Origin of the sequence: Hahella chejuensis KCTC 2396 (assembly GCF_000012985.1) — a bacterium.
GTDB classification, from domain to species: Bacteria; Pseudomonadota; Gammaproteobacteria; order Pseudomonadales; family Oleiphilaceae; genus Hahella; species Hahella chejuensis.
On sequence record NC_007645.1, the window covers coordinates 1,496,423 to 1,522,129 of the forward strand.

The following is a 25,707-nucleotide window of genomic DNA, read 5'->3' on the forward strand; positions in this document are numbered from 1 at the left end:
AAAGAGGTGCTGAAAATACTTTCAGCGCTCACCATGCATCGTTGCCAGAATTCCCCCAATCGTCAGGTTTGGTCGAGGGGGGCTCCCAGAAACTTTCCTCTTTACTTGAACTCCACTCCTCAGACCTCACATGCTCCGTCGCCTGGCGTTTTTTGGGATAGCAGAAGGTACAGAGCAAATCAGTATGGCTCCAGATGCCAGCCGGGATTACATCCAAGAAGCTGCTGGTCCAGTTTCTTGCTCTCACCCACTTGCCACAGGCGCTGCACTGGCCGCAATCACTACTTTCACTCAAAGTGAAAGAGGAGTTTGGGAGCTTCTCTAAGCCTTCTTCCTCAAGCATGTGTTTAATTTGAGATAGAAGTTTTTCTTCTATAGACGCTAACGTGCTGTGCTCTGGGCTTTCTTCGATATCCACAAGAAAGTTCATGCTCAGCATCACCGTTTTCTTCGTAGTCATTATTGCAATTTTCTCGTTATAACTTTTTGTAGGGATGACGGCAGGGAAGGTGGTGGTGACGGGCTTCCCTGCTTTTTGTTTGAGGCGATTTTCGCCGTTTCTGAAATCGATTCGCCAATAATGCTATCCTGCGACGGGCTTGGCAATGGGGAGGTTTATAGGTGATTTTTTGTCTCTTTTTGGGCGTGAGAAGTCAGCGTTAATGGTGACTATAGTTAAGGCTTGTATGTGGGCTGTGTTGCTTGCAGGAATCTGTCTGAACGCGATGGCGGCAGAGGTTGGATGCTATCGAGATGATGTCATGGCGGCGTTGTCCACAACATTGATAGCGAGTCCAGCGGTTTCCTCTTCTGAAACCGCGCTAAAGGCTGGTTTCAGGGTGAGTCTTAAGCCTTTGACAATGGCTCGGTCAATTGGGCGGATTCGTATGGTGATCGGGGAGGTAAAGGCGGCTTCCACGCCTGGGCCGAGATTTTGGTCCGAATTCTCCTGGCCGGCGAACCACCCAGACGCATATGTGGAAGTAGAAACGTTGAACGGCGACCGAAAACGGTATGATTTCTTTGGGGATTGGGCGTTGTTTCGTTTCCTTGAGCAAGCGCGGATTACGCCTGAGACGGTCACATCCGGCCAAGCCCAATTTGACTTTGGAGGCCTGCAAGTGACTTATCAGATAAAAACCGCTACAGCGGCGCAATTCAACGTATTGCAGAAGTTATCCGACTATCCCTGTTCGGCATCCATGCCCTGAGTCGATTTTCAGGGGCGATTTAAGCTTGACGGGAGATTAGCTGGACTCACTCTCCTGGATGCCGAAGGCCTTGAGAATTTCCAGCGGTAACGGGAACGCGATGGTGTTGGTTTTGTCGCTGGCGATTTCCGTGAGCGTTTGCAGATAGCGTAGCTGAATCGCTTGCGGTTGTTTGGCGAGAATAGAGGCGGCCTCGCGCAGTTTTTCCGATGCTTCCAACTCTCCGGTGGCGTGAATGACCTTGGCGCGCCGAATACGTTCCGCTTCCGCCTGTTTGGCGATGGCGCGAATCATGCGCTCATCCAGATCCACATGTTTGATTTCCACGTTGGAGACTTTGATTCCCCAGCCGTCGGTCTGGACGTCAAGGATGCGCTGAATATCCTCATTCAGGTCCTCCCGCGACGCCAGCATCTCATCCAGCTCGTGTTGACCGAGCACAGAACGCAGCGTGGTTTGCGCCAGTTGACTGGTGGCTTCGTTGTAATTCTCCACGTTAATGACGCTTTTCTGTGGGTCCAGAACCCGATAGTACACCACTGCGTTGACCTTAACGGAGACGTTGTCCCGGGATATTACGTCCTGCGTCGGCACATCCATGACCACAATTCTCAAATCGACTCGCACCATTTGTTGAATGATGGGGACAATAACAATCAGACCGGGACCTTTCACTTTATAAAAGCGGCCCAGCAGGAAAACCACTGCGCGTTCATATTCGCGCATGACTCGGAACATCGTCAGCAGCAGGGAGAGCGCAATAATAACCAGCGCCATGACAACATAAGCGATCATGAGATAGCCTCCACTTCCAGGGTCAATCCCTGGATTCCTGTGATTCTGAGTTTTTGGCCTTGCTTCACTGGTGTCTCGCAATAGGCCATCCATAATTGTCCTTGAGCCGCGACTCTGCCTGATCCATCAAAATCGGCAATGGCTTCCGCCAGCGATCCAACAAGGGTTTCTGCGCCGGACACCAGCGCTTGCTTTCTCGACTTCAGGGCGAAATGCAACAACATGCTAAGCACCAGGACAGATAGGGCGGCGACGGCGATGATGACGGGCAGGGCGATTTGATAGGCGGGTAAGTGAGTGTCCATCAGCATGACGGAGCCGAGAATAAACGCCGCAACGCCGCCCAGACCCAAGGCGCCGAAGCTTGGCGCAAAGCTTTCCGCAGTCATCAGCGCGACTCCCAGCAATATGAGCCCCAATCCCGCGTAGCTGATAGGCAACAGCTGTAATGCATACAGGCCGGTCAGCAGGCAAATTGCGCCGAGGATGCCAGGAAGCGCCGCTCCGGGGTTATAGGCTTCCAGCAGCAGTCCATAAATGCCGATCAGCAACAGGATATAGGCGACACTGGGATCAGTGATAATCGCGAGAAAGCGGTTGCGCCAATCCGGCTCGATAGGGTTCAATTCATATCCAGACAGTTTTAAGGTCACCGCCCCGTTATCAAGTTTGACTTCCCTCCCTTCCAGTTGGGCCAGCAGTTGCTCCGTTGAGTCCGCCATCATATCAACGACGTTCATTTGCAACGCCTCCTCCGCACTCAGACTGGCGGCGTCGCGCACGGCTTGCTCAGCCCACTCGGTGTTGCGTCCCCGCAGTTTCGCCAAGCCCTGAATATAAGCGACAGCGTCATTGATCTGCTTGTGTTCCAGCGTGCTGAGCCCTTTCTCGTCGCCTTCTGCGTCGGTGTCAGGCTTTGATGGCGAGGATGAAGGGGCGGTGATTGATATCGGCGTGGCGGCTCCCAGATTAGTGGCGGGAGCCATGGCGGCGATATGTGAGCTAAAGAGGATGTAGGTTCCGGCGCTGGCCGCTCTGGCGCCTTTGGGGTAAACGTAGGCGGCGACCGGAGTGGAGGAGGCCAGAATCGCCTGAATCATATCGCGCATGGATTTATCCAGTCCGCCGGGGGTGTCCAGGCGCAACAGGAAGAGAGAGGCGCCCGCTTCATTGGCTTCTTCTAATGCGCGCATGAACAAATCCGCGCTGGCGGGTCCAATGGCTCCCTGTATATCAAGCGTCCATACCTGGGGCGGGTGTCTGGCGGATGCATTCACATTGCTTGTTTCTGCGGCCAGGGTTTCTGCGGTAAAAGACGAAAAGAAGAAAGAAGCGGAGATCGCGAAATAGAGCAGCCAAAACAATCTTGCGGGAAGCTGCATGCAAAAACGCAACCCCGAAGCGGTCGGCGTCCTACGCCGGACTGCAAACAAATTTGATCGCATATCCCTGGTCATGGCGTTAAGTATAAACGCAGACTGTCAATTTATCTTTCTGTGGTAACTTCGGGATGAGCCCAGAAAGGTAACACCTTGTTTTAAATGTATTATGTGGATTAGCTTTTCACTATAATCCCGCCCTTTTGACCTCATTACAGGGAGCCATAATTTGGATATGAGCAGTTCTAGCGTTTTTTTCTTCAGAAAAATCAATCAGGGCCTTCGTTACTCCTCCGTTTTGCTTTTGTCCATGATGGTGGTCGCTTGTGGCGGCGGTGGAGGTTCTGGAAGCGATGATAAGGCGCCCGTGACAACCACGCCTGTGACTGATAGCGATGGCGGGAACGCTGGCGGCGGCAATAATGGTCAAGTGGATGACGGCAATGATGGGCAAACGGATGGCGGAAGTGATGGCCAAGTAGATGGCGGTAATGATGGTCAAGTGGACGACGGAAATGGCGATGGAAATAATGTTCCAACAGATCCAACAGATCCAACAGATCCAACAGATCCAGTAGAGAAACTGGTAATTAATGCTTATGAGAGAGATAGCGTAGAACTCTCGAGAGACAGCCTAAGTGAAGTTTATACATGGGTTCAGGTGAGCGGGCCGACCGTTGAGAAAACCGATATAGATCTAAATCATATCTCCTACAAGATGCCGGAGGTTGATGCGGATGCGGAAGTCATAGTTGAGGAGTCCGCCAAGGGCGCTACAGGGGAGAAAAGAACTCGCGATATCAAGATCGTGTTGAAAGCCTATCCCATGCTGGATGACGTCGACCTGGCTCCGGAGTTTAAGTCCTGCATCAAAGAGACTTTTCATGAGGAAAAGAAAAAAGACATCGGTTATGTACGCGAAATTTACTGCCCAGATGTCAAAGTTGACAACATCCGAGGCGTAGCGGAGTTTGTAAATCTGGAGTCGTTTAATCTCCATAGCTATAGCCCGCAAACAGTTACTGGCTCTGAGGAGCTTTTAAAACTAACCAGGCTTCGGTTATTAAGACTGGAAAAAGTCACTTTAGATGATATGCATATCATTGAAAAAATAACTGATTTGACCACATTGGAGTTAGTGGGTCTCAACTTGGAAGAGCTTGATATATGGTCCAAGTTAACCCAGTTGAACGAAGTGGATATTCATGGAAGTACTATTTCATCTTTAGAGCCGATTATTTCGCACCCAGGCGTCGCTTATCTCACGATCAGTGCGGGACAGCTAAACTCCATTGAGCAACTGTCTGATTTCCCTGCGTACAATTATTTGAATATATACGGCTTAAAACAGAATGAAGCGGAATACCTCGCCAACCTTAAGGATCTAAAACAGTTAGCTTTGAAAGAGGCAGTGGTTTACGATTTTTCCTTTCTTGAAGATATGACTCGGCTGACCTATTTGAGCATATCGACATCTTCGGCCATTGATAACCTCTCTTTTTTGGCGAAGCTTACGAACCTGAGATCTCTCATGATTGAGGCCAAAGGCAACGTCAGCATGGCGCCTTTGACGCAATTGAAAGGCTTGGATTATTTGTATCTTGATGGACTGAGTGTGACGGATTTGGACAGGCTTTATGAGCTTGAGTCTGTGAAGTCACTCAATTTTGCGAATAATAAGATTCAGGACTTCTCTGTTATTGGACTGATGCCTTGGATTGAAACCTTGTACATAGCAGGTAACCCAGTTACTTCCGTGAAATTTATGGAGAATAATCTGGGAGTTAGATCGTTGACGCTGGCCAGAACGCCGTTAAATGACATTGATGTCGTTTTTGGCCTGCCTAATCTTAAAACGCTGACATTGTACGACAGTAATTCTATTTCCTGTGCGCAAATCGAGAAAATTAAAGAGGAGCTGGAGTTAGATCGTTTTGACGCACCCAGGTCTTGCGACAACGCTCTTTAAGCTCAAATAAACTCCGCCCCCGATCTTTCCGCCTGTAGCGGGAAGTTGGGGAGGAGTATTTGTTGCAGGAGGCGGCGGAAGGCGGGGTCTTTTTCGCTCAATAATTCGGCTTTTTTCTGGGCTTCGGTTTGAATCTGGCGGTTCAGGGTTTTCACCAGCTCATGAAATTCGGCCAGGGTTCCCGCCCAGTGCAGGCCGTTGTTCAGGACGTTGTCGTCTTCCGGGGAGCCGCGCTCCGCGTAGACATTGCGATAACATTGCGCGATGTCCTCCACCCAGCCGTTGAGGCTGAGTTTCAAGTCGATTATATTGCCGCGTTGGCTGGCCAGGGATTCTTGTTTTCTCAGATAGGGCCTGAAAACGGCGCTCAATGTCTGCGTCATTTTCTCCCTTTCAGATTCGCAGGCGGACAGCTCCGTCGCAGCGCCCCGTTCCGTCATCAGCGCCAGGGCGGCTATGCTAAGGATTAAAAGAGTCGGAGGATGGACTCGCATCGTACCCGCCCGTCAGCAATGCATGAAGGAATGCCGCTGAGATGTGGCGATATGTGGGTTGGGTCGCTTTAACGACATCGTCAGCGGCATAATTTAAACATAGTCCAAATATTGTGGATTGGCGAAATCTCCAATGTTTGTCGTCAGGATATGAAGTACAGGACGCAGCTATGTCTCAGGAATTTTCGCGCAATACTAACGAGTCTCTGGCGTTGCGCTATGGATTGTCCGCTGTTCTGCTGTGGTCTACCGTGGCCACCGCGTTCAAGCTGGCGCTGGCGCAGCAAAGCGTCAGCCAACTGGTATTTTTCGCCAGCCTGACATCCGTATTGGCATTGGGGGCGGCGCTGCTCTGGCAGGGGCGTCTTGCCGAGGCGATGCGTTCATTGCGGGAAAATGGCTGGCGGGCGCTGTGTTTCGGTTTATTGAATCCGCTACTGTACTATCACATCCTGTTTTACGCCTACGATCTGCTTCCGGCACAGGTGGCGCAGCCCATCAACTACACTTGGGCGTTGATGCTGGCGTTTCTCGCCGTTCCGTTTCTCGGTCACAGGCTGACGCGCTTAGATGTGATAGCCATGCTGGTGAGCTACAGCGGCGTAGTGGTGATCTCCTTTGGCGGCGATGACAGCGGGCGCCCCTTAAACCTAATAGGTATTGCGCTGGCTTTGGTCAGCACCCTGGTCTGGGCGGCGTATTGGATTCTGAACTCCAGAGACAAGCGCGATCCTGTGATTGGTCTGTTCCAGAACTTTTTACTGGCGACGCCATGCGCCGCGATTCTGGCTTGGCCTTTGAATCTGGCCCCCGCAGCCTTGGGGGGCGCTATCTACATCGGCCTGTTCGAGATGGGGGTGACCTTCATGTTGTGGCTGATGGCGATGAAATATACGCGCCACGCCAGCCGCATCAGTAATCTGATATTTATCTCGCCGTTTATTTCTCTGCTGCTGATTCACTTTATTCTGGGCGAGAAAATTCACATGCTGACCCTGGTTGGGCTTGGCTTTATTGTCGCCGGTCTGGCGATTCAGGCGCGCTCCGCTAAAAAAGGGCGGGCATCCGAACCTTTGTTGACTGAATGAGAGTAGTTATGAATAACCTGTGCCCCTGTAATTCCGGCTCGCCTTATCAAGAGTGCTGCCAGCCGCTGCATTCCGGTAAGGCTGCGGAGACGCCGGAACAGCTGATGAGATCCCGGTATACCGCCTTTGCGATGGGGTTGATGGAGTACCTGCAGCAGACATGGTGCGCGCAGCATCGCCCGGCGGATTTGCAGCCGAACGAAAGCATCCAGTGGAAGCGTTTGGAAGTGCTGGATAGGGGCGCGGAAGGCGATCAGGGCTGGGTAAAATTTCGCGCCACGTTTCAGGAAGGCGACAAATGGATGCAGTTGCAGGAACGCTCCCGCTTCATTAAAGAGCAAGGGCGCTGGTTGTATGTGGATGGCGACGCAACCTGGACGGCATTAAGCGTCGGCAGGAACGATCCCTGTCCCTGCGGCAGCGGTAAGAAGAACAAAAAATGTTGCGAGTGAGCCCTGTCTCAGTGATTTTGCAGATACTGGTCCAGCCGGGCCAGTAAACGCGCTTTCTCCTCCGAGGTCAGAAAGCTGGCCTCAAAGCTGTTTCTCGCCAACTGCGCCGCCTGCTCTTTGCTCATGGGTAGCGCTTCCTGCATGGCGATGAAGTTCTCATTCATATAACCGCCGAAATAAGCCGGATCATCCGAGTTCACCGTCACTTTCAGGCCTTTTTCCAGCAGACGCAGAATGTTGTGCTCTGACATGGAGTCGAACACGCATAGCTTGATGTTAGAGAGCGGGCAGACGGTGAGCGGAATTTGCTCGTCGATCAATCGCTGCATGAGCGCTGCGTCTTCTATGCAGCGCACGCCGTGATCGATGCGTTTCACCTTCAGCAAATCCAGCGCCTGCCAGATATATTCAGGCGGTCCTTCTTCGCCGGCGTGGGCTACGGTCAACAGGCCGGCGTTCTGCGCTTGTTCGAACACGCGCTGAAACTTCTCCGGCGGGTGACCGACTTCCGAGCTGTCGAGACCGACGCCGACAAAGTGCTGTTTATAAGGCAGCGCTTGCCGCAGCGTTTCTATCGCCGCGTCTTCACTCAGATGGCGCAGGAAACAGAGAATCAGCTTGCTGGATTGTCCCCATTGGATCTCGGCGTCTTCCATGGCGCGAGTCAGGCCGCGGATGACAACGCCAATATCCACGCCCCGGTCCGTATGAGTTTGCGGGTCGAAAAACATTTCCGCGTGTATGACGTTTTGCTCGCGACACCGTTGCAGGTAGGCGAACGTCATGTCGTAAAAATCCTGCTCATGCAGCAACACCTGGGCGCCCTGGTAATAGATATCCAGAAACTCCTGCAGGTTGTTGAACTCATACGCCGCGCGGACTTCTTCCACATTGGCGAAAGGCAGGGCGACGCCATTACGGCGCCCGATTTCGAACATCAGCTCCGGCTCCAACGAGCCCTCAATGTGCAAATGTAGCTCCGCCTTGGGCAGTCCTTTCAGAAAATCTTGCATAACAAATTCCTGCGCTCTTATTTGAGATTCGGCTTTTGGCCGCTAATGCCTTAAACATAGCATTTTGCGGCCTGTCGCGCTTATCCGATGCGATCTCTTAATGCGGAATTTCGCCTTTGATTCCCTGCACATACCAATTCATGCCAGCGACTTCTTGGTGAGACAGCGCTTCACCGGCGGGAGCTTTTAATTCACCTTTCTGGTTGTAGATGGGGCCGGTGAAGGGTTTCAGTTCGCCAGACTTGATGTCGGCGATCATGGTTTCCGCTTCTTTCACCACATCAGCCGGAATCGCTTTGTTGAACGCCGGCAACAGGATCATGTCTTCCGCCATGCCGCCCCAGTAATCGCGGGGTTTCCAGGTTCCGTCCATAACGCTTTGCACGGTGTGAATATAGTGATAGGACCAGTCATCCACGACCGACACCAGATGCGCTTTCGGACCGAAGCGGGACATATCGGAGGATTGCCCGACGGCGTATACGCCGCGCTGTTCAGCCACTTGCATGGCGGCGGGGCTGTCTGTGTGCTGCAGGATGACGTCGACGCCCTGGTCGATCATGACATTGGCGGCTTCCGCCTCTTTCGCCGGGTCGAACCAACTGCTGACCCAGAGAATCTTCAGTTCGTAATCCGGATTGACCTTGTTCATGGCCAGACGCACGGCGTTGATATCGCGAATCACTTCAGGAATGGGGAAGGAGGCGATATAACCGAGTTTGCCGGTTTTACTCATTTTCGCCGCCACATAGCCGGATACGTAGCGTCCTTCATAGGTATTGGAAATATAAGTGCTGACGTTCTTGGTGCGCTTGTAGCCAGTGGCGTGCTCGAATACGACATTAGGAAACTGGGCGGCGACTTTCAGAGTGGGGTTCATGAAACCGAAGGAGGTGGTGAAAATAACTTTATGACCCGACTTCGCCAGATTGCGGATCACCCGCTCTGCGTCGGCGCCCTCCGGTACATTTTCCACATAAGCCGTTTTTACTTTGTCGCCGAAATGTTTTTCCAGCGCCAGGCGGCCTTGATCGTGTTGATAGGACCAGCCGTGATCGCCGATGGGGCCGACATAGACAAACCCTACTTTAAAGGGCTCCTCTGCGTTGCTGATGCTTGACGCCATTAGCGCCACCGCGCCGAAAACGGCGATCAGCGGTCGACGGGCTTTTTTGAGTAACGCAGTAATGCTGACATTCAACATCGTAATTTATGCTCCCGGATCGTGTTTTTTGTTTATTGACGGCGGGTAGCCTGTGCTCAGCGGCCACCGCTGATGCAGAAGCAATTTTATGACCAGCCGGACAGGTTTTCGGAAACTTCCGCCGTATTCCGCGACGGGCTGCGTCACCGGCGATTCACTCAAGCGCCGATATTGAACCTTTGCGTATCTGAAGTCGATATATGCCCTCAATTGGGGCGAGTAGCACTCTGGCGCAGCAAAGGGTATGGAGCCCAAGTCCGTCGTTTCGATGAGTAATCTGACCCATGCAGTTAAGGCCTGATTTAAGTTCGCGCATGACGCCTTCGTTCTTCCCGACGAACGCCATGCGCGCTTTTTCATCGGATGATAAGGAGGTCTGTTATGCAATCGATAGCTCAGAGCCATGAATATTCGGAATACGTCAGCGAATTGAAACGCTGGTTTCCGCAAGACCGCTCCGTTTCACAGGAAAGTCCCGTACCTCCCCATACTTTTGAATTCGCCCTGGCGTTGGCGGGCGCAGTATCCGGCGGCGCCGGGACTGGCGGACAAGGACTCCCTGGCCCATATCCTGCTGGGGTTGTTGAGTGGTCTCAAGAATCAAACCCGGTTTGATTGTCAGGACATTCATCTGGCGGACTCTGGCGATATTTACTCTCGTTTTCTGGTGGCGCCCAGGCGTCCCGGGAAAAAGGGAAGGCTGGATATCGCCGCTGGCGGAAGGATGGATTCGGGACCGCCTGGACGGAGTGTTGCCGCAAGTGCTGGAGGAAATGTGCGGCGTTTCCTCTGGATGGCGGGGGACGTTGTTAAAGCTCGGCGTCGGTCTCTGTGAGCGGCCGGTAAAGGCGAAGCTGGTGGACAGGGTGATGCGGGAGCTGCGCGGGGCGATGCGCGAGATGTCTGAAGGATAAGGCCGACGCCCGTCGCCGGGCGCCGGGACCTGATCAGGCTCAGGACGGATCTGTCAGCGATCCTGCCTTAAGCGGCGCAGTCGCTTGCCGGGAGGCGATATATTCCGGACGCGGCTGATGGTCGCTGAAAGGCGTTTCCAGTCGATTGCTCCAGGCGTTATACACAAAGAAGGCGTTGGAGCGCGGAAAAGGCGAGATATTGCTGTTGGAGCCATGCATGGTGTTGCAGTCAAACAATATCACGGAGCCGGGTTTGCCGGTGGCGGTGACGATGCCGCCTTCGTTGACCAGCGTACTCAAGGCGATGTCGTCGGGAACGCCATACTCCTGACGCTTCAGGGATGACTTGTAGTTGTCCTCCGGCGTGCCGTCGACGCAGGCGATGTAGTATTGATGCGAACCGGGCACCAGCATCAATGGACCGTTGTATTCGAAGTTCTCGGTCAGGGTGATAGAGGCGCTGAGGGCGCGCATGCGCGGCATGCCGTCCTCCACATGCCAGGTTTCGAAGTCGGAGTGCCAGTTGAACTCCTTGCCGCGGTAGCCGGGCTTGTAGTTCAGTCGGGACTGGTGAATATACAGATCGTCGCCGAGGATGAACCGAATGATGTTCATCAGTCTCTGGTCGGTGGCGAGTCTGGAAAACAGCGGGCTAAGCTGGTGAACGCTGAATATGGAGCGCACCGACTGACTTTCCGGTTCCGTAATGGTTTCCTTGCGCTTGGCGATCATGGGATTGCGGCGCATTCTCTCCATTTCTTCGGTCAACAGCGCCACTTCTTCCTGAGTGAACATTTCCGGCAACATCAGGAAACCGTTTTTGTCATAGCTTTCCACCTGCTCCTGAGTAAGAGGGCAGGCGGCGTCGTACTCACTGTAAACCACCGGGTCGCAGCGTTTGAGAATGCAGACCTCCGAACTTTTGCGCGAAGGATAAGGGTCCGGTGGGGTGAGGTGGGCTTTATCAAGAATCATGTTCATTGTAGTGCTCTACTCCATTATGGTTTCTGCTTCCAGGGGGTACACGCCATTCTCGTCGTGGGTCTCTTTGCCGTTAAGCGGCGGATTGAAGACGCAGGCGACGGTCATTTCGCTAAAGGCGCGCAGCAGGTGTTTATCGTGTTTATCCAGTACGTAAAGGGTGCCGGGTTTGATGGCGTGGACTTCGCCATCGGCGACGGTCTCCACCTCGCCTTCACCGGAGATGCAATATACCGATTCCAGATGGTTCTGGTAATGAATCGGCGTTTCCTTGTTGGCGTATAAGGTGGTGATATGAAAGGAAAAGCCCATGTTGTCGTCTTTCAACAGCATGCGGACGCTTTCCCAATTGTCCGCTTTTACTCTGCGGTCGGATTGGCGGGCTTGTTCCAGTGTTCTAACGATCATTGCATTTGACTCCTGCAATAGGCCTGAATTGGCGACGGACGTATAAAGAGAAAAAGGGGGATCAGCTGGCTTTGCTGATTTCATCGGCCAGCGCGTCTTCCACGCACTGCGCCAGAATCACCAGCCCCTCTTTCAGTTCCTGCTCAGAAATCACCAATGGACACAGGCACTTCACTACCTGGGATTCAGAACCGCTGGTTTCGATGATCAGACCTTTCAGAAATGCGCGCTTGCAAATAGCGGCGGCCAGATCTCCGTCGCGACAGTTCAGGCCGCGCATCATGCCGCGCCCTCTGACTTGCATGAGAGTTTTGCCGTGTTTGTCAGCGATCTTGCTTAGTTCTGTGCGCAGAATTTCGCTCTTGCGCTCAATGTCGCCAGCGAAATCCGGGGTTGACCAATAGTGGCGAATGGCTGCGGCGGCGGTAATGAACGCATGGTTGTTACCGCGGAAAGTGCCGTTATGCTCACCCGGTTTCCACTGGTCGTGTTCCGGCTTGATCAGGGTGACGGCGAAGGGAAGGCCGAACCCGCTCAGTGATTTTGACAACGTCACGATATCCGGCTTGATCCCGGCTTTTTCGAAGCTGAAGAATGTGCCTGTACGACCACAGCCAGCCTGGATGTCATCCACGATCAGCAGAATGCCGTGCTTGCGGCAGATAGCCTCCACATTACGTAACCAACGCTCGCTGGCCACATTCAGGCCGCCTTCGCCCTGGACAGTCTCCAGAATGACCGCCGCAGGCAGGTCCAGGCCGCTGCTATTGTCTGTGATCATCTTGTCGAGGAGTTTGCTGGTGTCCACGTCCTTACCCAGATAGCCGTCGTAGGGTAAGTGAGTGACGCTGTTCAGCGGCACGCCTGCGGCGTCGCGATGGTGGCTGTTACCAGTGGCCGCCAGAGAGCCCAGAGTGACCCCGTGAAAGCCATTGGTAAAGGCCACAACATTGTGACGTCCGGTGACGTTACGAGCGATTTTGAGCGCGGCTTCCACGGCGTTGGCGCCGGTCGGGCCGGTGAACTGAACGACATACTCCAGCTTGCGTGGAACCAGGATGCGTTCTTTGAATTCGGTCAGAAAACGCGCTTTGGCGTCTGTGTGCATATCCAGACCGTGGGCGACGCCATCCTGGCTGATGTACTCCAGCAGCGCTTCTTTCAGCACAGGGTTATTATGGCCGTAATTCAATGTTCCGGCGCCAGCCAGAAAATCGAGGTGCTTCTCGCCGTCAACGTCATACAGATGAACGCCTTTGGCTTTATTGAAAATTTTGGGGAATGAGCGGGCGTAACTTTGTACGCCGGATTCTACTTCTTGGAAAATATTCATGGTTTCTCCTTGTCGTAGCTGATGAATGTCAAGCATGGTGCGGTGAGCGCGCGACGGCGAAATGCTCCGTCGTCTGGTTTTAATCCGGATACACTCCCTTGCTCCGGATACGGGGCCTGCGACCGGATCGTTTAAGTCTGCGTCAGTCGCGCAGACAGGATGGGTCGAACGGGCCTATGGTCAATAAAACTTCTTCTTCGTGATCGTCAGAAAACTGTGACGCATCGAATAGCGTGCGTCGTTGCATATCCGCCCCCAAGTCCTGGGCCAACTTTTCGAACAGTTTCCAGGAAGCCTGGTTGCTGGGATTAATGGTCGTTTGCAGGTGCGATACTGTTCGACAGGCGTCCCGCGCAAGAATGGCGCGCAACATTTTTCCCGCCAGTCCTTTCCCGCGCATGGTTCGATCCACCGCCACCTGCCAAATAAACAGGGTGTTGGCGTCTTCCGGCAGGAGATATCCGGAAATAAATCCTCCTGGGGTTTTCTTTCCACTTTCATCCGCTTCATCCGCGGTTTCCGCTATGACGCAGGTGCTCGCCCAATGCGTGCATTGCAGCAGATTGCAGTAAACCGAATTTTCGTCCAGTGGCGGACAGCGTGAGATGAGTTGGTGAACGGAAGGGCCGTCGTCGGCGGTGGGCGTACGCAGAATAGTCTCTGACTGACGCCCGTCTGGAATGTGCATAGCTGTATTTTCGTTTCTCATGGGGTGGAGGATTCTATACGGTTAATACTTAGAATACAAACTAAATGTTTCTTGTGTGTTTCAGCGGTCTCGTTAAAATTGCGTTGTTTGGTGTTCTTTTTAACGTTTGAGCATTAAAAATAAGTTACAGTAAAAAGTAATAATCTGAGTGGTTGTGTGTGCGTACACGCCGGGGCCGGCAAGCGTTACAGATGGTGTGGTTGCAAACTGATCAGGTTGGCGTTGGATTAAAAAGACGTCAGGAATTTGCGCTTGTAAGAATGGGAGGTGTGAGAATTGCTGGAGACTGGAAGGTTGGAATAGAAATAAACGGTTGGAATAGAAATATTAACATGGCAATGATATTGGTATGTTAATCACCAGGCGCATGGACGCGCCTGCGCGGCGACAAGCCGCGGGAGACAGGGCCTGACATGTGCAGGCCCTGTCGTTGCAGACAAATAGAAGGAAGCTATTTGTCTGCCTGATTAATAAAAAGGGGCCGCCAGATTGGAGCCCCTTGTCGAATGCTTGGAAGTTGATTCGCGCTTAGATGCTGTTGAGCAATCGGCGGATGGTGACTTCCTGTTCTTCCAGAAAACTTCTGGCGTCCTGCGCCGGAATGTACAGAGACTCCCAGCCGTATTTTAGTCTGACGGTTTTCCAGTCTGGAGACTTATCCAGGCTGGCGAGCATGTCCGCATATTTTGTGACGGTTTTGTCAGGCGTGCCGGGGGCGACGAAAAAGCCGCGCCAGTTGGCCAGGACGACATCCAGACCCTGCTCTTTCATAGTGGGGATATCAAACCCTTCCAAACGCTCGGCGCTGGTGACGCCCAGTGCGCGCAACTCTCCAGACTTGATCTGCTTCACGACTTCCCCCATGCCGGTCACCATCGCCAGCGCATAGCCGTTGGAGAATTTGCGCATAGCGTCGCCGCCGCCGTCACTGGCTGAGTAACGCAGCTTTTTAGAGGACATGTTGGCCGCTTCCAATACCGCCAATGCGGTAATGTGGTCCAGGCTGCCTTTGGCGGACCCGCCAACGATGGGCTTACGCTTGCCAATATCTTTGATGGCCGCCAGCAGCTCATTCATATTCTTGTAGGGAGAGTCTTTGTCCACCACCACGACCTGGTATTCCGCGATCAGCATGGCGACTGGCGTGACGTCCCGGAATGAACGGTCATAGACGCCGGACAGACTGCGTAGAATCAGCGGCAGCGACTGCACCATCAGTGCGTCTTTGTATTCTTTGGAAGTCGCCAGCGCGTTCAATGCGCGTCCACCGCCTTCGCCGGAATAATTCACATACTTGGCTCCGCCGATCAGGCCCATTTTGGTCAGTGCGGCGCCGGTTTCTCTTGCGGTAGTGTCCCAACCTCCGCCTTCGCCGGCGGGGATGAGAAACTTCTGCACATCCGCATGAGCGGTCGGCGCCAGCGCCAGCATTAGGGCGGCGGCTCGTAAAAACGTTTTCACATTCCTGAAAAATATTGGCATATGCGTCTACCTCCTGTGCTTAAGATTTTAGGTAAGATTTGAAGTGGATTACAGGAGTAAGTCGCGCGGCGGCGAGTATTGTCCGGCGCGCTCTTCTGGAGCTTGCGGAAATACGTATGGAGTGGAAGATTTTGAAGATACTGCTTTCATGGTCTGCTCCTGTTATTTTTATCGAGCATAACGTATAAGCGCCTGAGAAAAAACGAGATTTCTGTAAACAGGAAACTGCTTTTTCGCCTGTTTTTTGATCAACAAAAAAGCGGGGGCGACGCTTCTTCCCGAATATACTGACCTAAGCTGTCACCAACCTGTCATGGAAGCGTTCCCATTAATTTTTTGTGACAGGGTTTACATTTCTGGCCCCAGCCCACTGAGGTAATCGGAGAGCGTGTTTTGGGCGCGTGAAAGCTCATTGACGCCTTGCTCGGAACGGGGTACGCCAGCGCATAAGCTGAAGTGAAAAAGTTTGATTTTTAACCGCAACCCGCGAGGACAACGTTTGCGTCTGACGATGAGATCGGCGGCGGGATAGTCGCCTTTACCAGCGTTGTATTTTCCTCGGAGCGTTGTCGCTATGGCGTCGTTGGCGGGGCCCTCGTCGGCGTCCAGCAGTTCCAGTGCAGTATCCGCCCCATGGCGGCAAGCGGTCAGGGCGCGCAAAAGCTCTTTTGCGCTGCATAGAGTGAGTTTCATATTCCGTACTCCGCTGTATCTGTCCCTGTCTTTCCGAGCATAACTCATGCCGGGACAGCATGTATGACCCGGATCAATATCTTCCTGAGGCGCCTATGTTCGAAGATGCTATATCGAAAGGCGCTATATCGAAAAGGAGAACCCTGACACGGAATTAATGCTATGCCGGTGACTGGATATTCATTGATTTGCCGCGTATAGATGTAGTTCAGGCGTTTTCGTGAAGGTGTTGTTTTGCATCGACGCAGCTGTCGGCGACGTCAGCTTTTGAACGCGAAACTGTTAGAGGGTTTTCACAATAATCATGTCATGGCCGGCGTTGCGTTCGCCAGGTGTGACGGTAGGAGGTGGTTCGTGTCTTCATTGCCCAGCGCCGTTTTTGTAAATACGCATGGCGTCGTAAATAACCATGGCGCTAAGAGTTGTTTTATATGTGGGCTGACTGTACAGCGGGTTGTGGTGGGCGCGGCGGCGTCAGCGGATCTGACTTGCGATAACCCGGAATGTCGACGTCTGGCGGAGCGCCGCGCTTCAACCCCGCCAGCCCTGTTTGACGCACAGGTGAAATTTCACCGCCAGCGGATGCAAGAGAGAAAGGTCCTCGCGGAAGCTGAGCAACGCCGAATAGAAACTCAAAGCGCAGAGGAAGCAAAGCAGAATCAAGCGCTGTATGCCCACCTCGCCAAGTCGGAAGGCCTTGATCCCGAAGGCGCTCCGGTCATCATTCCCACAGCGTCGACGCGCCTCGCCACGCTGCCGAAACACCGTATCCGGCAGTACCGCGATTTCCTGACGCAAATTATCAGCGAAGCCTGCATGCACGGCTTTAAGGATACGGATGACGAGCTTACCAGTCGCGCGCGCGCGGAAGTCAACAACAAGCCTTTGGAGCATTCCGAAACCCTGGCCAATATGAACATGCATCTTTGCACCATGTGTAAAGGCGGCTGCTGCACCAGTGGGCGTGAACACGCTTATCTGTCGGCCAGCGTTATTCGGCGTTTTATGCGGGAAAATCCCGAACTTCGTCCTCGCCATGTTCTACAGCTCTATCTGGACAAACTTTCCGGTAAGTCCATACGCGGTTCTTGCATCAATCATACAAACAAAGGCTGCAGTCTCCCGCGTGAGATGCGTTCAGACATTTGTAATGGCTACTTTTGCGACTCGCTGAAAAGCTTCAACCGCAAATATGCGCAAGAGACGCCGCCGGCGCGCATTATCGCCATCGCCAGGGCGCAGGATAATTGGAGCCGCTTCCATCCCGAGCAAAGCAATGACGTTGTCGCCGTCGCAGTGGTGTCGTCGGATGAGGCGAAACTCCTGACATTGCCTGAGAATGCCGACGCATAGATCAGCGTCGGCGTGCTACATCATTCGCTTTCAGATATCTAACTCCGCCTCGTCCAGATACTCTGGGGCTGAGGCGCGCCAGCCCAGTTCATCGGCGATGCGAAGCCTTAATGCATCCGCCGCCACACTTTCGCCATGGGTGACATAGGTGTGCCGGGGTGGGTGCTTGAAGCCTCTCAGCCAACTCATAATCTCTGCATAGTCCGCGTGCGCGGACAGACTCTCCAAATTGATCACCTCCGCTTTCACCGGGAAATATTCGCCATGAATTTTGACTTTTTCCGCGCCGTGGGTGAGGGCGTCCCCGCGGGTGCCCGGGGCCTGGAATCCGGCGAAGACGATCGTGTTGCGGTGGTCCGGCAACAAAGTCTTTAGGTGGTGCAGCACTCGACCGCCGCTGGCCATACCGCTGGCTGAAACGATGATGCAGGGAAACTTCCTGCGATTGAGTTCTATCGATTCCTCCACGGTGCGGACAAAGTGCGTGCCCTGATCGATCAGGGCGCAGTCCTCGGCACTGAGGCGGTGTTCTTTGTGATAGTGGCAGAAAATCTCGGTGGCGCTGATCGCCATCGGGCTATTGAGGAACACTGGCAGGTCGGGGATGCTGTTGTCGGCCTTGAGTAACTGGATCAAGTAAAGCAGGTGCTGGGCGCGCCCTACGGCGAAGGCGGGAATCAAGACAACGCCGCCGCGTTTGGCGGTGGCGTTAATTGCCTCGCTGAGTTGCGCGCGCACATCGACTTTGTCATGCAGACGGTCGCCGTAAGTCGACTCCACAACCAGATAGTCCGCCGCCGCAATAGTTTCCGGCGGGTACATGATGCGATCTTCCTGCCGGCCCAGATCGCCGGAAAATACGATGGAGCCCTTGGCTCCGCTCAGTTGCACGCTGCCCGCCCCCAGAATATGGCCGGCGCGGTGTATTTCCGCAGTAACCCCGTGGATAGGGGAAAACTTTTCATGGAAATCCACGGTTTCAAAATGCTTCAGCGCTTCCCAGGCGTCTTTTTCCGTGTACAGAGGCAATGCGGGACTGTGTTTGGAAAACTTGCGCTTGTTGGCGTAACGGGCGTCTTCCTCTTGCAGAAAGCCGGAATCCGGCAGTAGCACTTTCGCCAGCGCAAAGGTGGCGGGGGTGCAAAAGACTTTGCCTTTGAAGCCATGTTTCATCAGGGCTGGGATGTAGCCGCTGTGATCCAGATGGGCGTGGCTGAGCACCACAGACTTGATTTCCGACACCTTGGCGGGGAAGGGTTTCCAGTTGCGCTCACGCAGGGTTTTCACGCCTTGATATAAACCGCAATCCAGCAATAACTTCCCGGAGCCATCGCTGAGTAAATATTTGGACCCTGTCACCGTACCTGCCGCGCCGAGAAATTTCAGATGCATTGTGAGACTCCCTGAAGAATTAAAGAAGCATTCCGTCTACTGTAATGGCGGAGTGAGCTTGGGTTTTTGATTTAACGCAGATAAGCCGTACTCGTGTTTATTACACTGGTCTTAGATGCGCCCTGATGTAGCCTGTTATTATCTTAGTCCAACGACGACGAATCAGTTGGCGAAGCCAACGCGGACCTGTTGGGGCGAAGTTCGAACAACTTGCGGAAAACACTATGCAGCAACGCGAACTTAATTATTTGTTTCTTAAACGGATCGGCATTAATACCCATCAAGAGCCGGTGGTGTATATGCGGCAGGATTGCCACGTATGCCGGTCGGAAGGTTTCAATGCGCACTCGCGGGTGCGGGTGACGACCAACAAGCGCAGCATCATTGCGACGGTCCATCAGGTCACCGACGGTTGGCTGTCGCATCAGGAAGCGGGTTTGTCGGACGCCGCATGGCGCCTGCTGGAGGCGGAGGACGGCGAGGTGGCTTATTTCAGTCACACCAAAGCGGTGGATTCGATGAGTCATGTGCGCGGCAAACTGTATGGCGCCTCGCTGACTCAGGAGAGCGCTGACGAGGTGGTGAAGGATGTCGCCGGCGGCTTGTATTCGGACGTGCAACTGGCGGCGTTCGTTACCGCCTGCGCCGGCAGCCGGTTGAATCAGGATGAAGTGGCGGCGCTCACCAGCGCGATGGTGAAGGTGGGGCAACGCATTGACTGGGGGACCTCGCCCATCATGGACAAGCATTGTGTCGGTGGTCTGCCGGGCAACCGCACCACGCCGATTGTCGTCGCCATCGTCACCGCCTGCGGCTTGCGCATGCCCAAGACCTCCTCCCGCGCTATTACCTCTCCAGCGGGCACTGCGGATACGATGGAGACGATGGCTCCGGTCAATTTAACGCTGGCGCAAATGAAAAAAGTGGTGGAGCAGGAAGGCGGTTGCATCGCCTGGGGCGGTTCAGTCAGTCTGAGTCCGGCGGACGACGTGCTGATCCGCATTGAGCGCGCGCTGGATCTGGACAGCGAAGGACAACTGGTGGCCTCGGTGATATCCAAGAAAGTGGCCGCCGGCTCCACTCATGTGCTGATAGACATTCCCATCGGCATGACCGCCAAAGTGCGTAGCCCGGAGTATGCGGAGCGTCTGGCGTCTCATATGCGCTATACCGGAGTCAAGTTGGGCATTCAGGTGGAGGCGATGTTCACTGACGGCGCGCAACCTGTCGGGCGAGGCATTGGGCCGGCCCTGGAAGCTCGGGACATTTTGGCGGTGCTGCGTAATCAGGCGGAAGCGCCGGCTGATTTGCGCGTACGGGCCCTGACGCTGGCTGGACGCTTGCTGGAGATTGGCGGCGTCGCCAGCCATGGCGCCGGCGTCGCCCGCGCCAGAGAAACGCTGGAGTCCGGTGCGGCGCTGCACAAGTTTATGGCCATTTGTGAGGCGCAGGGGGGATTTCGCGAGCCAGCGCTGGCGCCGCACTGTTACGAGGCCACCGCTGATCGGGTCGGGGTGGTTTCCTTCGTGAATAACCGTTTCGTAGCCAAACTGGCGAAACTTGCGGGAGCGCCCTCAAACTCGTCTGCAGGTGTGGACTTCCATGTTAAATTGGGGCAAAAGGTGAGGGTGGGAGAACCGCTGTTCAGCATCTATGCGGAAGCGCCTGGCGAATTGGCGTACGCACTGGACTTTTTGCGCGACCATCCCAATGAAATCCGTATAGAAGAGGAAAGTCTATAATGTTGCTTTACAACCTGGCGCCGGGGCATCCGGTGGCTGAGAGACTCGCCGCCGCCCCCGGGATGGACGTCGGTAACTATCAATTGCGACAGTTTCCCGATGGGGAAACCTATATTCGCATCGAGGGGGAAGCGCCGAACAAGGCGATTGTGTGCGCCGATCTTTCCAGTCCGGATCAGAAGATACTGCCCGTATTGCTATTCGCCGCTACTCTGAGGGACTTGGGTGTGGAGCATATCACCCTGGTGGCGCCCTATCTGCCCTACATGCGTCAGGACATCCGTTTTCATCCAGGCGAAGGAATAACGTCGCGATATTTCGCTCGTATGATTTCCGCCCACTTCGATCGTTTGCTGACCGTCGACCCTCATCTACATCGTTATCATTCATTGGATGAGCTATACAGTATTCCCGCTCGTTCATTGGCGGCGGCGCCGGCGATTGCGGACTGGATTCGCACCCATCTGGACAAGCCGGTCATCGTTGGGCCGGACAGCGAGAGCGATCAGTGGGTCAGTCATGTGGCGGAGCTGGCGGGATGCGACCGTCTTGTGTTCAGCAAAACCCGTCTCGGCGACAAAGACGTCATTATCGACGCCAGGAATGCGGAAAAATATCGGGAGTACTCTCCGGTGATGGTGGACGATATCATTTCCACTGGGCGCACCATGATTGAAGCTGCGGCGGAGCTGGCGGCGGCGGGTCTGCATCAGCCTGTCTGCATCGGCGTGCACGCGGTGTTCGCGGATGACGCCTATCACGCGATTCAGGCGGCCCCCATTGCGCGGACGGTCAGTTGCAATACCGTGATTCACGCCACCAACGGCATTGATGTTGGCGGGTTGCTGTTGCAGGCGTTGCAGGAGCGCTGATTCGCCTGCGTTGGTTACATGCGGAAGCTGACGCCGTTGCCGCCGTTCATTTTTGCTTCGGCCAAAGCTTCCCGGGCGCGCTCCATCAAATCTTTCGGCTCCCAGCCTTGACTGGGAATGTCGCTGGACAAGCCGATGCTGACAGTGACGCTGAAGCGGGCTTCATCCACATGAATCAAAGTGGCTTCCGTGCGCGAGCGAATCTGCTCCGACAATTGCAGAGCGCCTTCAGCGGAACAATGCGCCAGCACTAGCACATAACAATCTCCTTCATAGCGGAAAATGCTGTCTCCGGCGCGACGCGTCATCGAACTGATCAGTTTGGCCAGAACCTGCAGGCAGGTGTCACCGGCGAATTGCCCGAATTGCTGGTTAACCTTCTGGAAGCGGTCAATATCTATAAACACCAGTGACAGCGCGGATATGGAGCGGGAGCAGCGGCTCCACTCCTGCAGCAGCACTCGCTCGAAACTGGCCTTGTTCTTCAATTGGGTGAGCTGGTCGAACGTGGCGATTTCATTGAGCTGTTCATGGGCGACGGATAGCTTTTTCATTGCTTCATTCAGCTCTTCCGTACGGATGGCGACGCGGCGCTCCAGCTCGTCGTTGGCTTGCTGCTGCGCCATCAGCATCGATTGTTCCGCTTCCCGTGCGCTGCGTTCACGATGCAGCGCCAGCTCACGCATGGAGATATGGCGACGACGCTCGATATTGATGCGTTGCGCCAACGCCAGGGAGAAAATCATTACTTCGATACAAGCCCCGATCTGGGGCATGAAGCCAATAATGGTCAGATTTGGAATCAGCCCGATTTTCTCCAGAGAAATGGCGATGTTGCCAACCAGGAATACGGCCCAGGCCAGTGTGAAGTAGGCGGCGGTAGGTTCGCGGCGCGACCATTGCAGGAGACCGATGATCAGCCAGACTATCGATACCACTCCGGTGGCCAGTACGGCTATCTTGATGCCGGTGGCGTAGCTGGCGGAGAACGCAAGCGCGCAGCAGAACAGTCCGAAAAAGGCGCAACTGATGGCGATGTACGGCAGGATTCCCCCGCGCACATTGAGATTGAGAAAGCGATAGCCGAACAACGAAGCGAAAGTGACGCTACACCCTATGAAAAATACCAGGCTGATCTGATTCCATTGCGGCGAATGCGGCCAGATAAATTGAAATGGCGCCCCATGCAGCGCCAGTTGCACGATTGCGATGGACACCACGTAGCCTACATAGTGCATGAAGGTGAGATCGCGAATCACGAAGCCCAGCGCGAGATTGTAAGCCGCCATGGCAAGCATGATGCCGCTGAACAGGAACTGAGCGGCGAGTTTCCACTGGTCAGCCTGCACGAAGGCGGTGGGGGACCAAAGGTCCGCCGGTAATTCCAGAGCCCCCTGTGTCTGGATGCGGATATAAACCGTCGACTTGCTGTGAGGCTTGAACTTGAACGGAAAAATAAAGTTGCGGTGAAATACAGGGCGTTCGCGGAAATTGAGCGTGTCGCCGCTGTGATAGGCCTCTACGACTTTTTCCTCTTCCGTCAGGTAGACCCGGATGTCGTCCAATACCGGATAACTGATTTCCAGCCAGCGTTCTACCGACTCAGCGCCGGCGTTGGTGACGCTGAAGCGAAACCAGCGCGGCGATACGTCAAGTCCGAAGTTGGGATCGAAGCGATTGTTCTGTCGCCATCCCATGGGGGCGGTTTTGCGCTCCAGAATATCCTCGATTTTAATTTCTCCATGATTTTCCGCCACCCACCAGAGGTAGGGGGCCACCTCCAGACGCTCTTGACGGGAGGTGAGCTGGATGGAGTTATAAGTTGAAGCGAAAACCTGCGCGCACAGCAGGAATAACCCGCACATGGCGGCGCTGCGAAGAAGGCGTGAGGCCGCTCTATGTTGGCGGCGTGGTTGGGCGCATTGAATAAGCCCCCGAAAAGAGCGTATAAAGTTCACGATTTTGAATAGTTCCCGCGCTCGATGGGTATTGTTGTCATAGTTCTATCAATTTATAGCCGATGTTATCGAATCCTGTAGAGCCGGAATACGGAAAGGGGAGACTTATCTTCATGAAAGCTGTGATATTGGACGCCGAAAGTCTGGGCGCGGACGTCAGTCTGGACTCATTACAAGAACATGTAACCGCCTTCGATAGCTACGCGGCGACAGCTCCGGAACAAGTGGCTGAACGCATCGCCGGCAAGGACATCGTTATTGTTAACAAAGTGGTTTTGAATGAAGCGCACATGATCGGCAGTCCTGAACTAAAACTGATCGCCGTCACCGCCACCGGCGTCAACAACATAGATATGGCGGCGGCGAAGAAGCATGGCGTGGAAGTAAGGAACGTCGCCCACTACGGAACCGCCACTATTGTGCAGCATGTATTCTCCATGGTGTTGGCGCTGTCGAATAACCTGCTCCGATACACGGCAGCGGTAGAACGGGGAGATTGGGGAAGCGCCCGCCAGTTTTGTCTGATGGATTATCCCATCCGAGAGCTCAGCGGTAAGGTGTTCGGCGTCGTTGGATATGGGGATTTGGGACGCGCGGCCGGCGCAGTGGCGCAGGCGTTCGGCATGGAAGTTAAAGTCGGCGCGCGTCCGGGAACGGAGCCCGGCGTGCGGGGTGGCGTAAATTATCTGCCGATGGAGGAACTGCTGTTTCAGACGGATGTGCTCAGTCTGCACTGTTTGCTGTCCGAAGATACGCGCAATATGATCGGCGCGGCGGAGCTGGCTTTGATGAAGCCTGACGCCCTGTTGATCAATACGGCGCGTGGCGGACTGGTTGATGAGGCGGCGCTGGCGGATGCTCTACGTAACGGTCGTCTTGGCGGCGCCGGGTTCGATGTATTAACGGAGGAGCCGCCGGTGAATGGCAATCTGCTGCTGGCCCCGGATATTCCCAATCTAATTATTACTCCCCATTGCGCCTGGGCGAGTCGGGAAGCGAGACAGCGACTAGTGGATAAAACCGGAGACAATATTGCGGCGTTCGCCCACCGTGAAGAGCGGCAAGTGCGTTTATAGCGAGCAGGTAAACTGTATTGGAAGGATGCGCCGCAACCCTGAAAAGTTGCGGCGTTAGAAATCGCCGGCGCCTTCCGGGCCAACGACTTCAATCATTCTGATTAGCGGTAAATATTACATCCTTATTGTTATTACGCTGTTGCGCGACGCCTAAGGTCGGCACTATAACCGGCGTTAATTATGAGACCAGCCAGCTTTCAACTTTCTCTTTACCGAACTTTTGTTTCCACTCGTTCAGCAACTTGTGATTGCCGCCTCTGGTTTCAACAACTTCACCGGTTTTTGGATTTTTATACACTTTTAAAGGACGACTGCCACGACGCTTGTCTTGCTTCGGCGAAGTCTTTTCTTTGCCGTACATCTTCAATACATCCTCCAGAGTGACGTCGTATTTGGCCAGCAGATCTTCCAGCTTCTTTTTAAACTCCAGTTCTTTCTTCAGGCCTTCGTCTTTCTCCAGACTTTCGATCTTTTTTTGCAGTGCTTCAAGCTCGGCAATAGCGGAATTATAAGCGTTTAATTTTTTCATTCTTATCTCCTCTGGTTAATGCAACAACGGCGTTCTGGTTTTTATAGTCGTTAATAGTTTAAATTTCCAGAAAATTATAAGAAATATTATTATCGAATGTTAATAGGAGGCAAATAACTTTCGTCTAGAATATTAAAGGCGCATGACCCCTGTCTCATTCTCCCGCCACTAAAGGTAGCTGTCGAGATTCTGATTTTCATATTCAGACGTCTTTTAATCCAGAGCGCACCACCCATCTTGAAATAGAAAAAAGCCAAGCGCGGCCTTAAGTTGGAAACGCTATCGAATTGGGGAATAGCTTCGCTGGGAAACTGGATCGAGCGCAGACAATCACTTTGACTTATTTAGGCGCGGTATTATTGAGAGAAGCCTCCTGCGATGTTTCAAACTTATGTCGGGACTTTAAAATACGCCATATAGACGGGTCGTCAACTTACGCAGGAAAAGGCGAATTGGATTAATCTCTCTGAGTCGAAAACCGGAAAGCTTGTTTCCCCTAATACCTCGAACCTAAGTCTGGCCAGAGGGCTTCTGTCGATACGGAAAGAACAGTATATGCAGGAGAGTTGGCGTTTTTAAAAGAGGGGCCAGGTGGCGCATAAGTAACGTCAGGCGTTCATTGTTGGCCTGTGGTAAAGTTCCCGATTGAAGCAATACGAG

26 protein-coding genes are annotated in these 25,707 nt (G+C 53.8%); 11 read left to right on the forward strand and 15 right to left on the reverse strand.

What is annotated here, in order from left to right:
- Positions 1–28: 28 nt before the first annotated feature.
- Positions 29–460 (reverse strand): hypothetical protein, encoded by a 432-nt coding sequence (locus tag HCH_RS06740; protein WP_011395424.1) that lies wholly within the window; start codon positions 458–460, stop codon positions 29–31.
- Positions 461–761: 301 nt separating this feature from the next.
- Here HCH_RS06740 and HCH_RS06745 point away from each other — a divergent pair, with 301 nt between their 5' ends.
- Positions 762–1,211: a type VI secretion IcmF C-terminal domain-containing protein gene (locus HCH_RS06745; protein WP_274377844.1), complete on the forward strand. Its 450-nt coding sequence runs from the start codon at positions 762–764 to the stop codon at positions 1,209–1,211.
- Positions 1,212–1,247: 36 nt separating this feature from the next.
- Here the strand turns inward: HCH_RS06745 and HCH_RS06750 are convergent, their stop codons facing one another.
- Positions 1,248–2,006: a slipin family protein gene (locus tag HCH_RS06750; protein ID WP_011395427.1), complete on the reverse strand. Its 759-nt coding sequence runs from the start codon at positions 2,004–2,006 to the stop codon at positions 1,248–1,250.
- Positions 2,003–3,388, reverse strand: coding sequence for an NfeD family protein (locus tag HCH_RS06755; protein ID WP_011395428.1), 1,386 nt, complete (start codon positions 3,386–3,388; stop codon positions 2,003–2,005). Before HCH_RS06755 ends, HCH_RS06750 begins: the two co-directional genes overlap by 4 nt.
- A gap of 226 nt (positions 3,389–3,614) precedes the next feature.
- Between HCH_RS06755 and HCH_RS06765 the strand changes: the two genes are divergently transcribed.
- Positions 3,615–5,354, forward strand: a complete 1,740-nt coding sequence (locus HCH_RS06765) for a leucine-rich repeat domain-containing protein (RefSeq protein WP_158304935.1) — start codon at positions 3,615–3,617, stop codon at positions 5,352–5,354.
- Positions 5,355–5,356: 2 nt separating this feature from the next.
- Here HCH_RS06765 and HCH_RS06770 read toward each other — a convergent pair whose 3' ends face one another.
- On the reverse strand, positions 5,357–5,848 hold the full coding sequence (locus tag HCH_RS06770; RefSeq protein WP_011395431.1) for a hypothetical protein: 492 nt from the start codon (positions 5,846–5,848) through the stop codon (positions 5,357–5,359).
- Between the two features lie 170 nt (positions 5,849–6,018).
- Here HCH_RS06770 and HCH_RS06775 point away from each other — a divergent pair, with 170 nt between their 5' ends.
- Both HCH_RS06775 and HCH_RS06780 read left to right on the forward strand, forming a co-directional pair.
- Positions 6,019–6,936 carry a DMT family transporter gene (locus tag HCH_RS06775; protein ID WP_011395432.1) on the forward strand — a complete coding sequence of 306 codons (918 nt, stop codon included), beginning with the start codon at positions 6,019–6,021 and terminating at the stop codon, positions 6,934–6,936.
- Positions 6,937–6,944: 8 nt separating this feature from the next.
- Positions 6,945–7,388, forward strand: coding sequence for a YchJ family protein (locus HCH_RS06780; protein ID WP_148212507.1), 444 nt, complete (start codon positions 6,945–6,947; stop codon positions 7,386–7,388).
- Positions 7,389–7,396: 8 nt separating this feature from the next.
- On the opposite strand, the gene HCH_RS06785 is transcribed toward HCH_RS06780, so the two are convergent.
- Both HCH_RS06785 and HCH_RS06790 read right to left on the reverse strand, forming a co-directional pair.
- Positions 7,397–8,401 (reverse strand): adenosine deaminase, encoded by a 1,005-nt coding sequence (locus HCH_RS06785; protein ID WP_011395434.1) that lies wholly within the window; start codon positions 8,399–8,401, stop codon positions 7,397–7,399.
- A gap of 97 nt (positions 8,402–8,498) precedes the next feature.
- On the reverse strand, positions 8,499–9,605 hold the full coding sequence (locus HCH_RS06790) for a BMP family ABC transporter substrate-binding protein (RefSeq protein ID WP_011395435.1): 1,107 nt from the start codon (positions 9,603–9,605) through the stop codon (positions 8,499–8,501).
- A gap of 72 nt (positions 9,606–9,677) precedes the next feature.
- Between HCH_RS06790 and HCH_RS33605 the strand changes: the two genes are divergently transcribed.
- The 3 genes from HCH_RS33605 to HCH_RS06800 all read left to right on the forward strand — a co-directional run bounded on the left by HCH_RS33605 (position 9,678) and on the right by HCH_RS06800 (position 10,519).
- Complete coding sequence (locus HCH_RS33605) at positions 9,678–9,881, forward strand: hypothetical protein (protein ID WP_148212508.1); 204 nt, start codon at positions 9,678–9,680, stop codon at positions 9,879–9,881.
- A gap of 105 nt (positions 9,882–9,986) precedes the next feature.
- Positions 9,987–10,220 (forward strand): hypothetical protein, encoded by a 234-nt coding sequence (locus HCH_RS06795; RefSeq protein ID WP_041598481.1) that lies wholly within the window; start codon positions 9,987–9,989, stop codon positions 10,218–10,220.
- Positions 10,193–10,519, forward strand: a complete 327-nt coding sequence (locus HCH_RS06800; RefSeq protein WP_011395437.1) for a hypothetical protein — start codon at positions 10,193–10,195, stop codon at positions 10,517–10,519. The genes HCH_RS06795 and HCH_RS06800 overlap by 28 nt, the downstream gene beginning before the upstream one ends.
- A 39-nt stretch (positions 10,520–10,558) precedes the next feature.
- Here HCH_RS06800 and thpD read toward each other — a convergent pair whose 3' ends face one another.
- The 6 genes from thpD to HCH_RS06830 form a co-directional block, all read right to left on the reverse strand.
- Positions 10,559–11,500 carry an ectoine hydroxylase gene (gene thpD, locus HCH_RS06805; protein ID WP_011395438.1) on the reverse strand — a complete coding sequence of 314 codons (942 nt, stop codon included), beginning with the start codon at positions 11,498–11,500 and terminating at the stop codon, positions 10,559–10,561.
- A gap of 9 nt (positions 11,501–11,509) precedes the next feature.
- Positions 11,510–11,908: an ectoine synthase gene (locus HCH_RS06810; RefSeq protein ID WP_011395439.1), complete on the reverse strand. Its 399-nt coding sequence runs from the start codon at positions 11,906–11,908 to the stop codon at positions 11,510–11,512.
- Positions 11,909–11,969: 61 nt separating this feature from the next.
- Positions 11,970–13,241 carry a diaminobutyrate--2-oxoglutarate transaminase gene (ectB, locus tag HCH_RS06815; protein WP_011395440.1) on the reverse strand — a complete coding sequence of 424 codons (1,272 nt, stop codon included), beginning with the start codon at positions 13,239–13,241 and terminating at the stop codon, positions 11,970–11,972.
- Between the two features lie 142 nt (positions 13,242–13,383).
- Positions 13,384–13,929, reverse strand: coding sequence for a diaminobutyrate acetyltransferase (ectA, locus tag HCH_RS06820; protein ID WP_148212509.1), 546 nt, complete (start codon positions 13,927–13,929; stop codon positions 13,384–13,386).
- 549 nt (positions 13,930–14,478) lie between these two features.
- The gene (locus HCH_RS06825; RefSeq protein ID WP_011395442.1) at positions 14,479–15,432 is read right to left on the reverse strand and encodes a tripartite tricarboxylate transporter substrate binding protein; all 954 of its coding nucleotides are present in this window, start codon (positions 15,430–15,432) and stop codon (positions 14,479–14,481) included.
- Between the two features lie 348 nt (positions 15,433–15,780).
- A complete protein-coding gene (locus HCH_RS06830; RefSeq protein WP_011395444.1) occupies positions 15,781–16,125 on the reverse strand; it encodes a hypothetical protein in 345 nt (114 codons plus the stop codon).
- Positions 16,126–16,479: 354 nt separating this feature from the next.
- Here HCH_RS06830 and HCH_RS06835 point away from each other — a divergent pair, with 354 nt between their 5' ends.
- Complete coding sequence (locus HCH_RS06835) at positions 16,480–17,478, forward strand: hypothetical protein (protein ID WP_011395445.1); 999 nt, start codon at positions 16,480–16,482, stop codon at positions 17,476–17,478.
- 30 nt (positions 17,479–17,508) lie between these two features.
- Here the strand turns inward: HCH_RS06835 and HCH_RS06840 are convergent, their stop codons facing one another.
- Complete coding sequence (locus tag HCH_RS06840; protein WP_011395446.1) at positions 17,509–18,870, reverse strand: MBL fold metallo-hydrolase RNA specificity domain-containing protein; 1,362 nt, start codon at positions 18,868–18,870, stop codon at positions 17,509–17,511.
- A 224-nt stretch (positions 18,871–19,094) separates the two neighbouring features.
- Here HCH_RS06840 and HCH_RS06845 point away from each other — a divergent pair, with 224 nt between their 5' ends.
- Positions 19,095–20,612, forward strand: a complete 1,518-nt coding sequence (locus HCH_RS06845) for a thymidine phosphorylase family protein (RefSeq protein WP_011395447.1) — start codon at positions 19,095–19,097, stop codon at positions 20,610–20,612.
- Entirely contained in the window at positions 20,612–21,484 is an 873-nt protein-coding gene (locus tag HCH_RS06850; RefSeq protein WP_011395448.1) for a ribose-phosphate pyrophosphokinase, read from the forward strand. Before HCH_RS06845 ends, HCH_RS06850 begins: the two co-directional genes overlap by 1 nt.
- A gap of 14 nt (positions 21,485–21,498) precedes the next feature.
- On the opposite strand, the gene HCH_RS06855 is transcribed toward HCH_RS06850, so the two are convergent.
- A complete protein-coding gene (locus tag HCH_RS06855; protein ID WP_011395449.1) occupies positions 21,499–23,349 on the reverse strand; it encodes a sensor domain-containing diguanylate cyclase in 1,851 nt (616 codons plus the stop codon).
- A gap of 206 nt (positions 23,350–23,555) precedes the next feature.
- On the opposite strand from HCH_RS06855, the gene HCH_RS06860 reads away from it, so the two are divergent.
- A complete protein-coding gene (locus HCH_RS06860) occupies positions 23,556–24,518 on the forward strand; it encodes a D-2-hydroxyacid dehydrogenase (protein ID WP_011395450.1) in 963 nt (320 codons plus the stop codon).
- 178 nt (positions 24,519–24,696) lie between these two features.
- Here the strand turns inward: HCH_RS06860 and HCH_RS06865 are convergent, their stop codons facing one another.
- Entirely contained in the window at positions 24,697–25,047 is a 351-nt protein-coding gene (locus tag HCH_RS06865) for a histone-like nucleoid-structuring protein, MvaT/MvaU family (RefSeq protein ID WP_011395451.1), read from the reverse strand.
- Between the last annotated feature and the right edge of the window lie 660 nt (positions 25,048–25,707).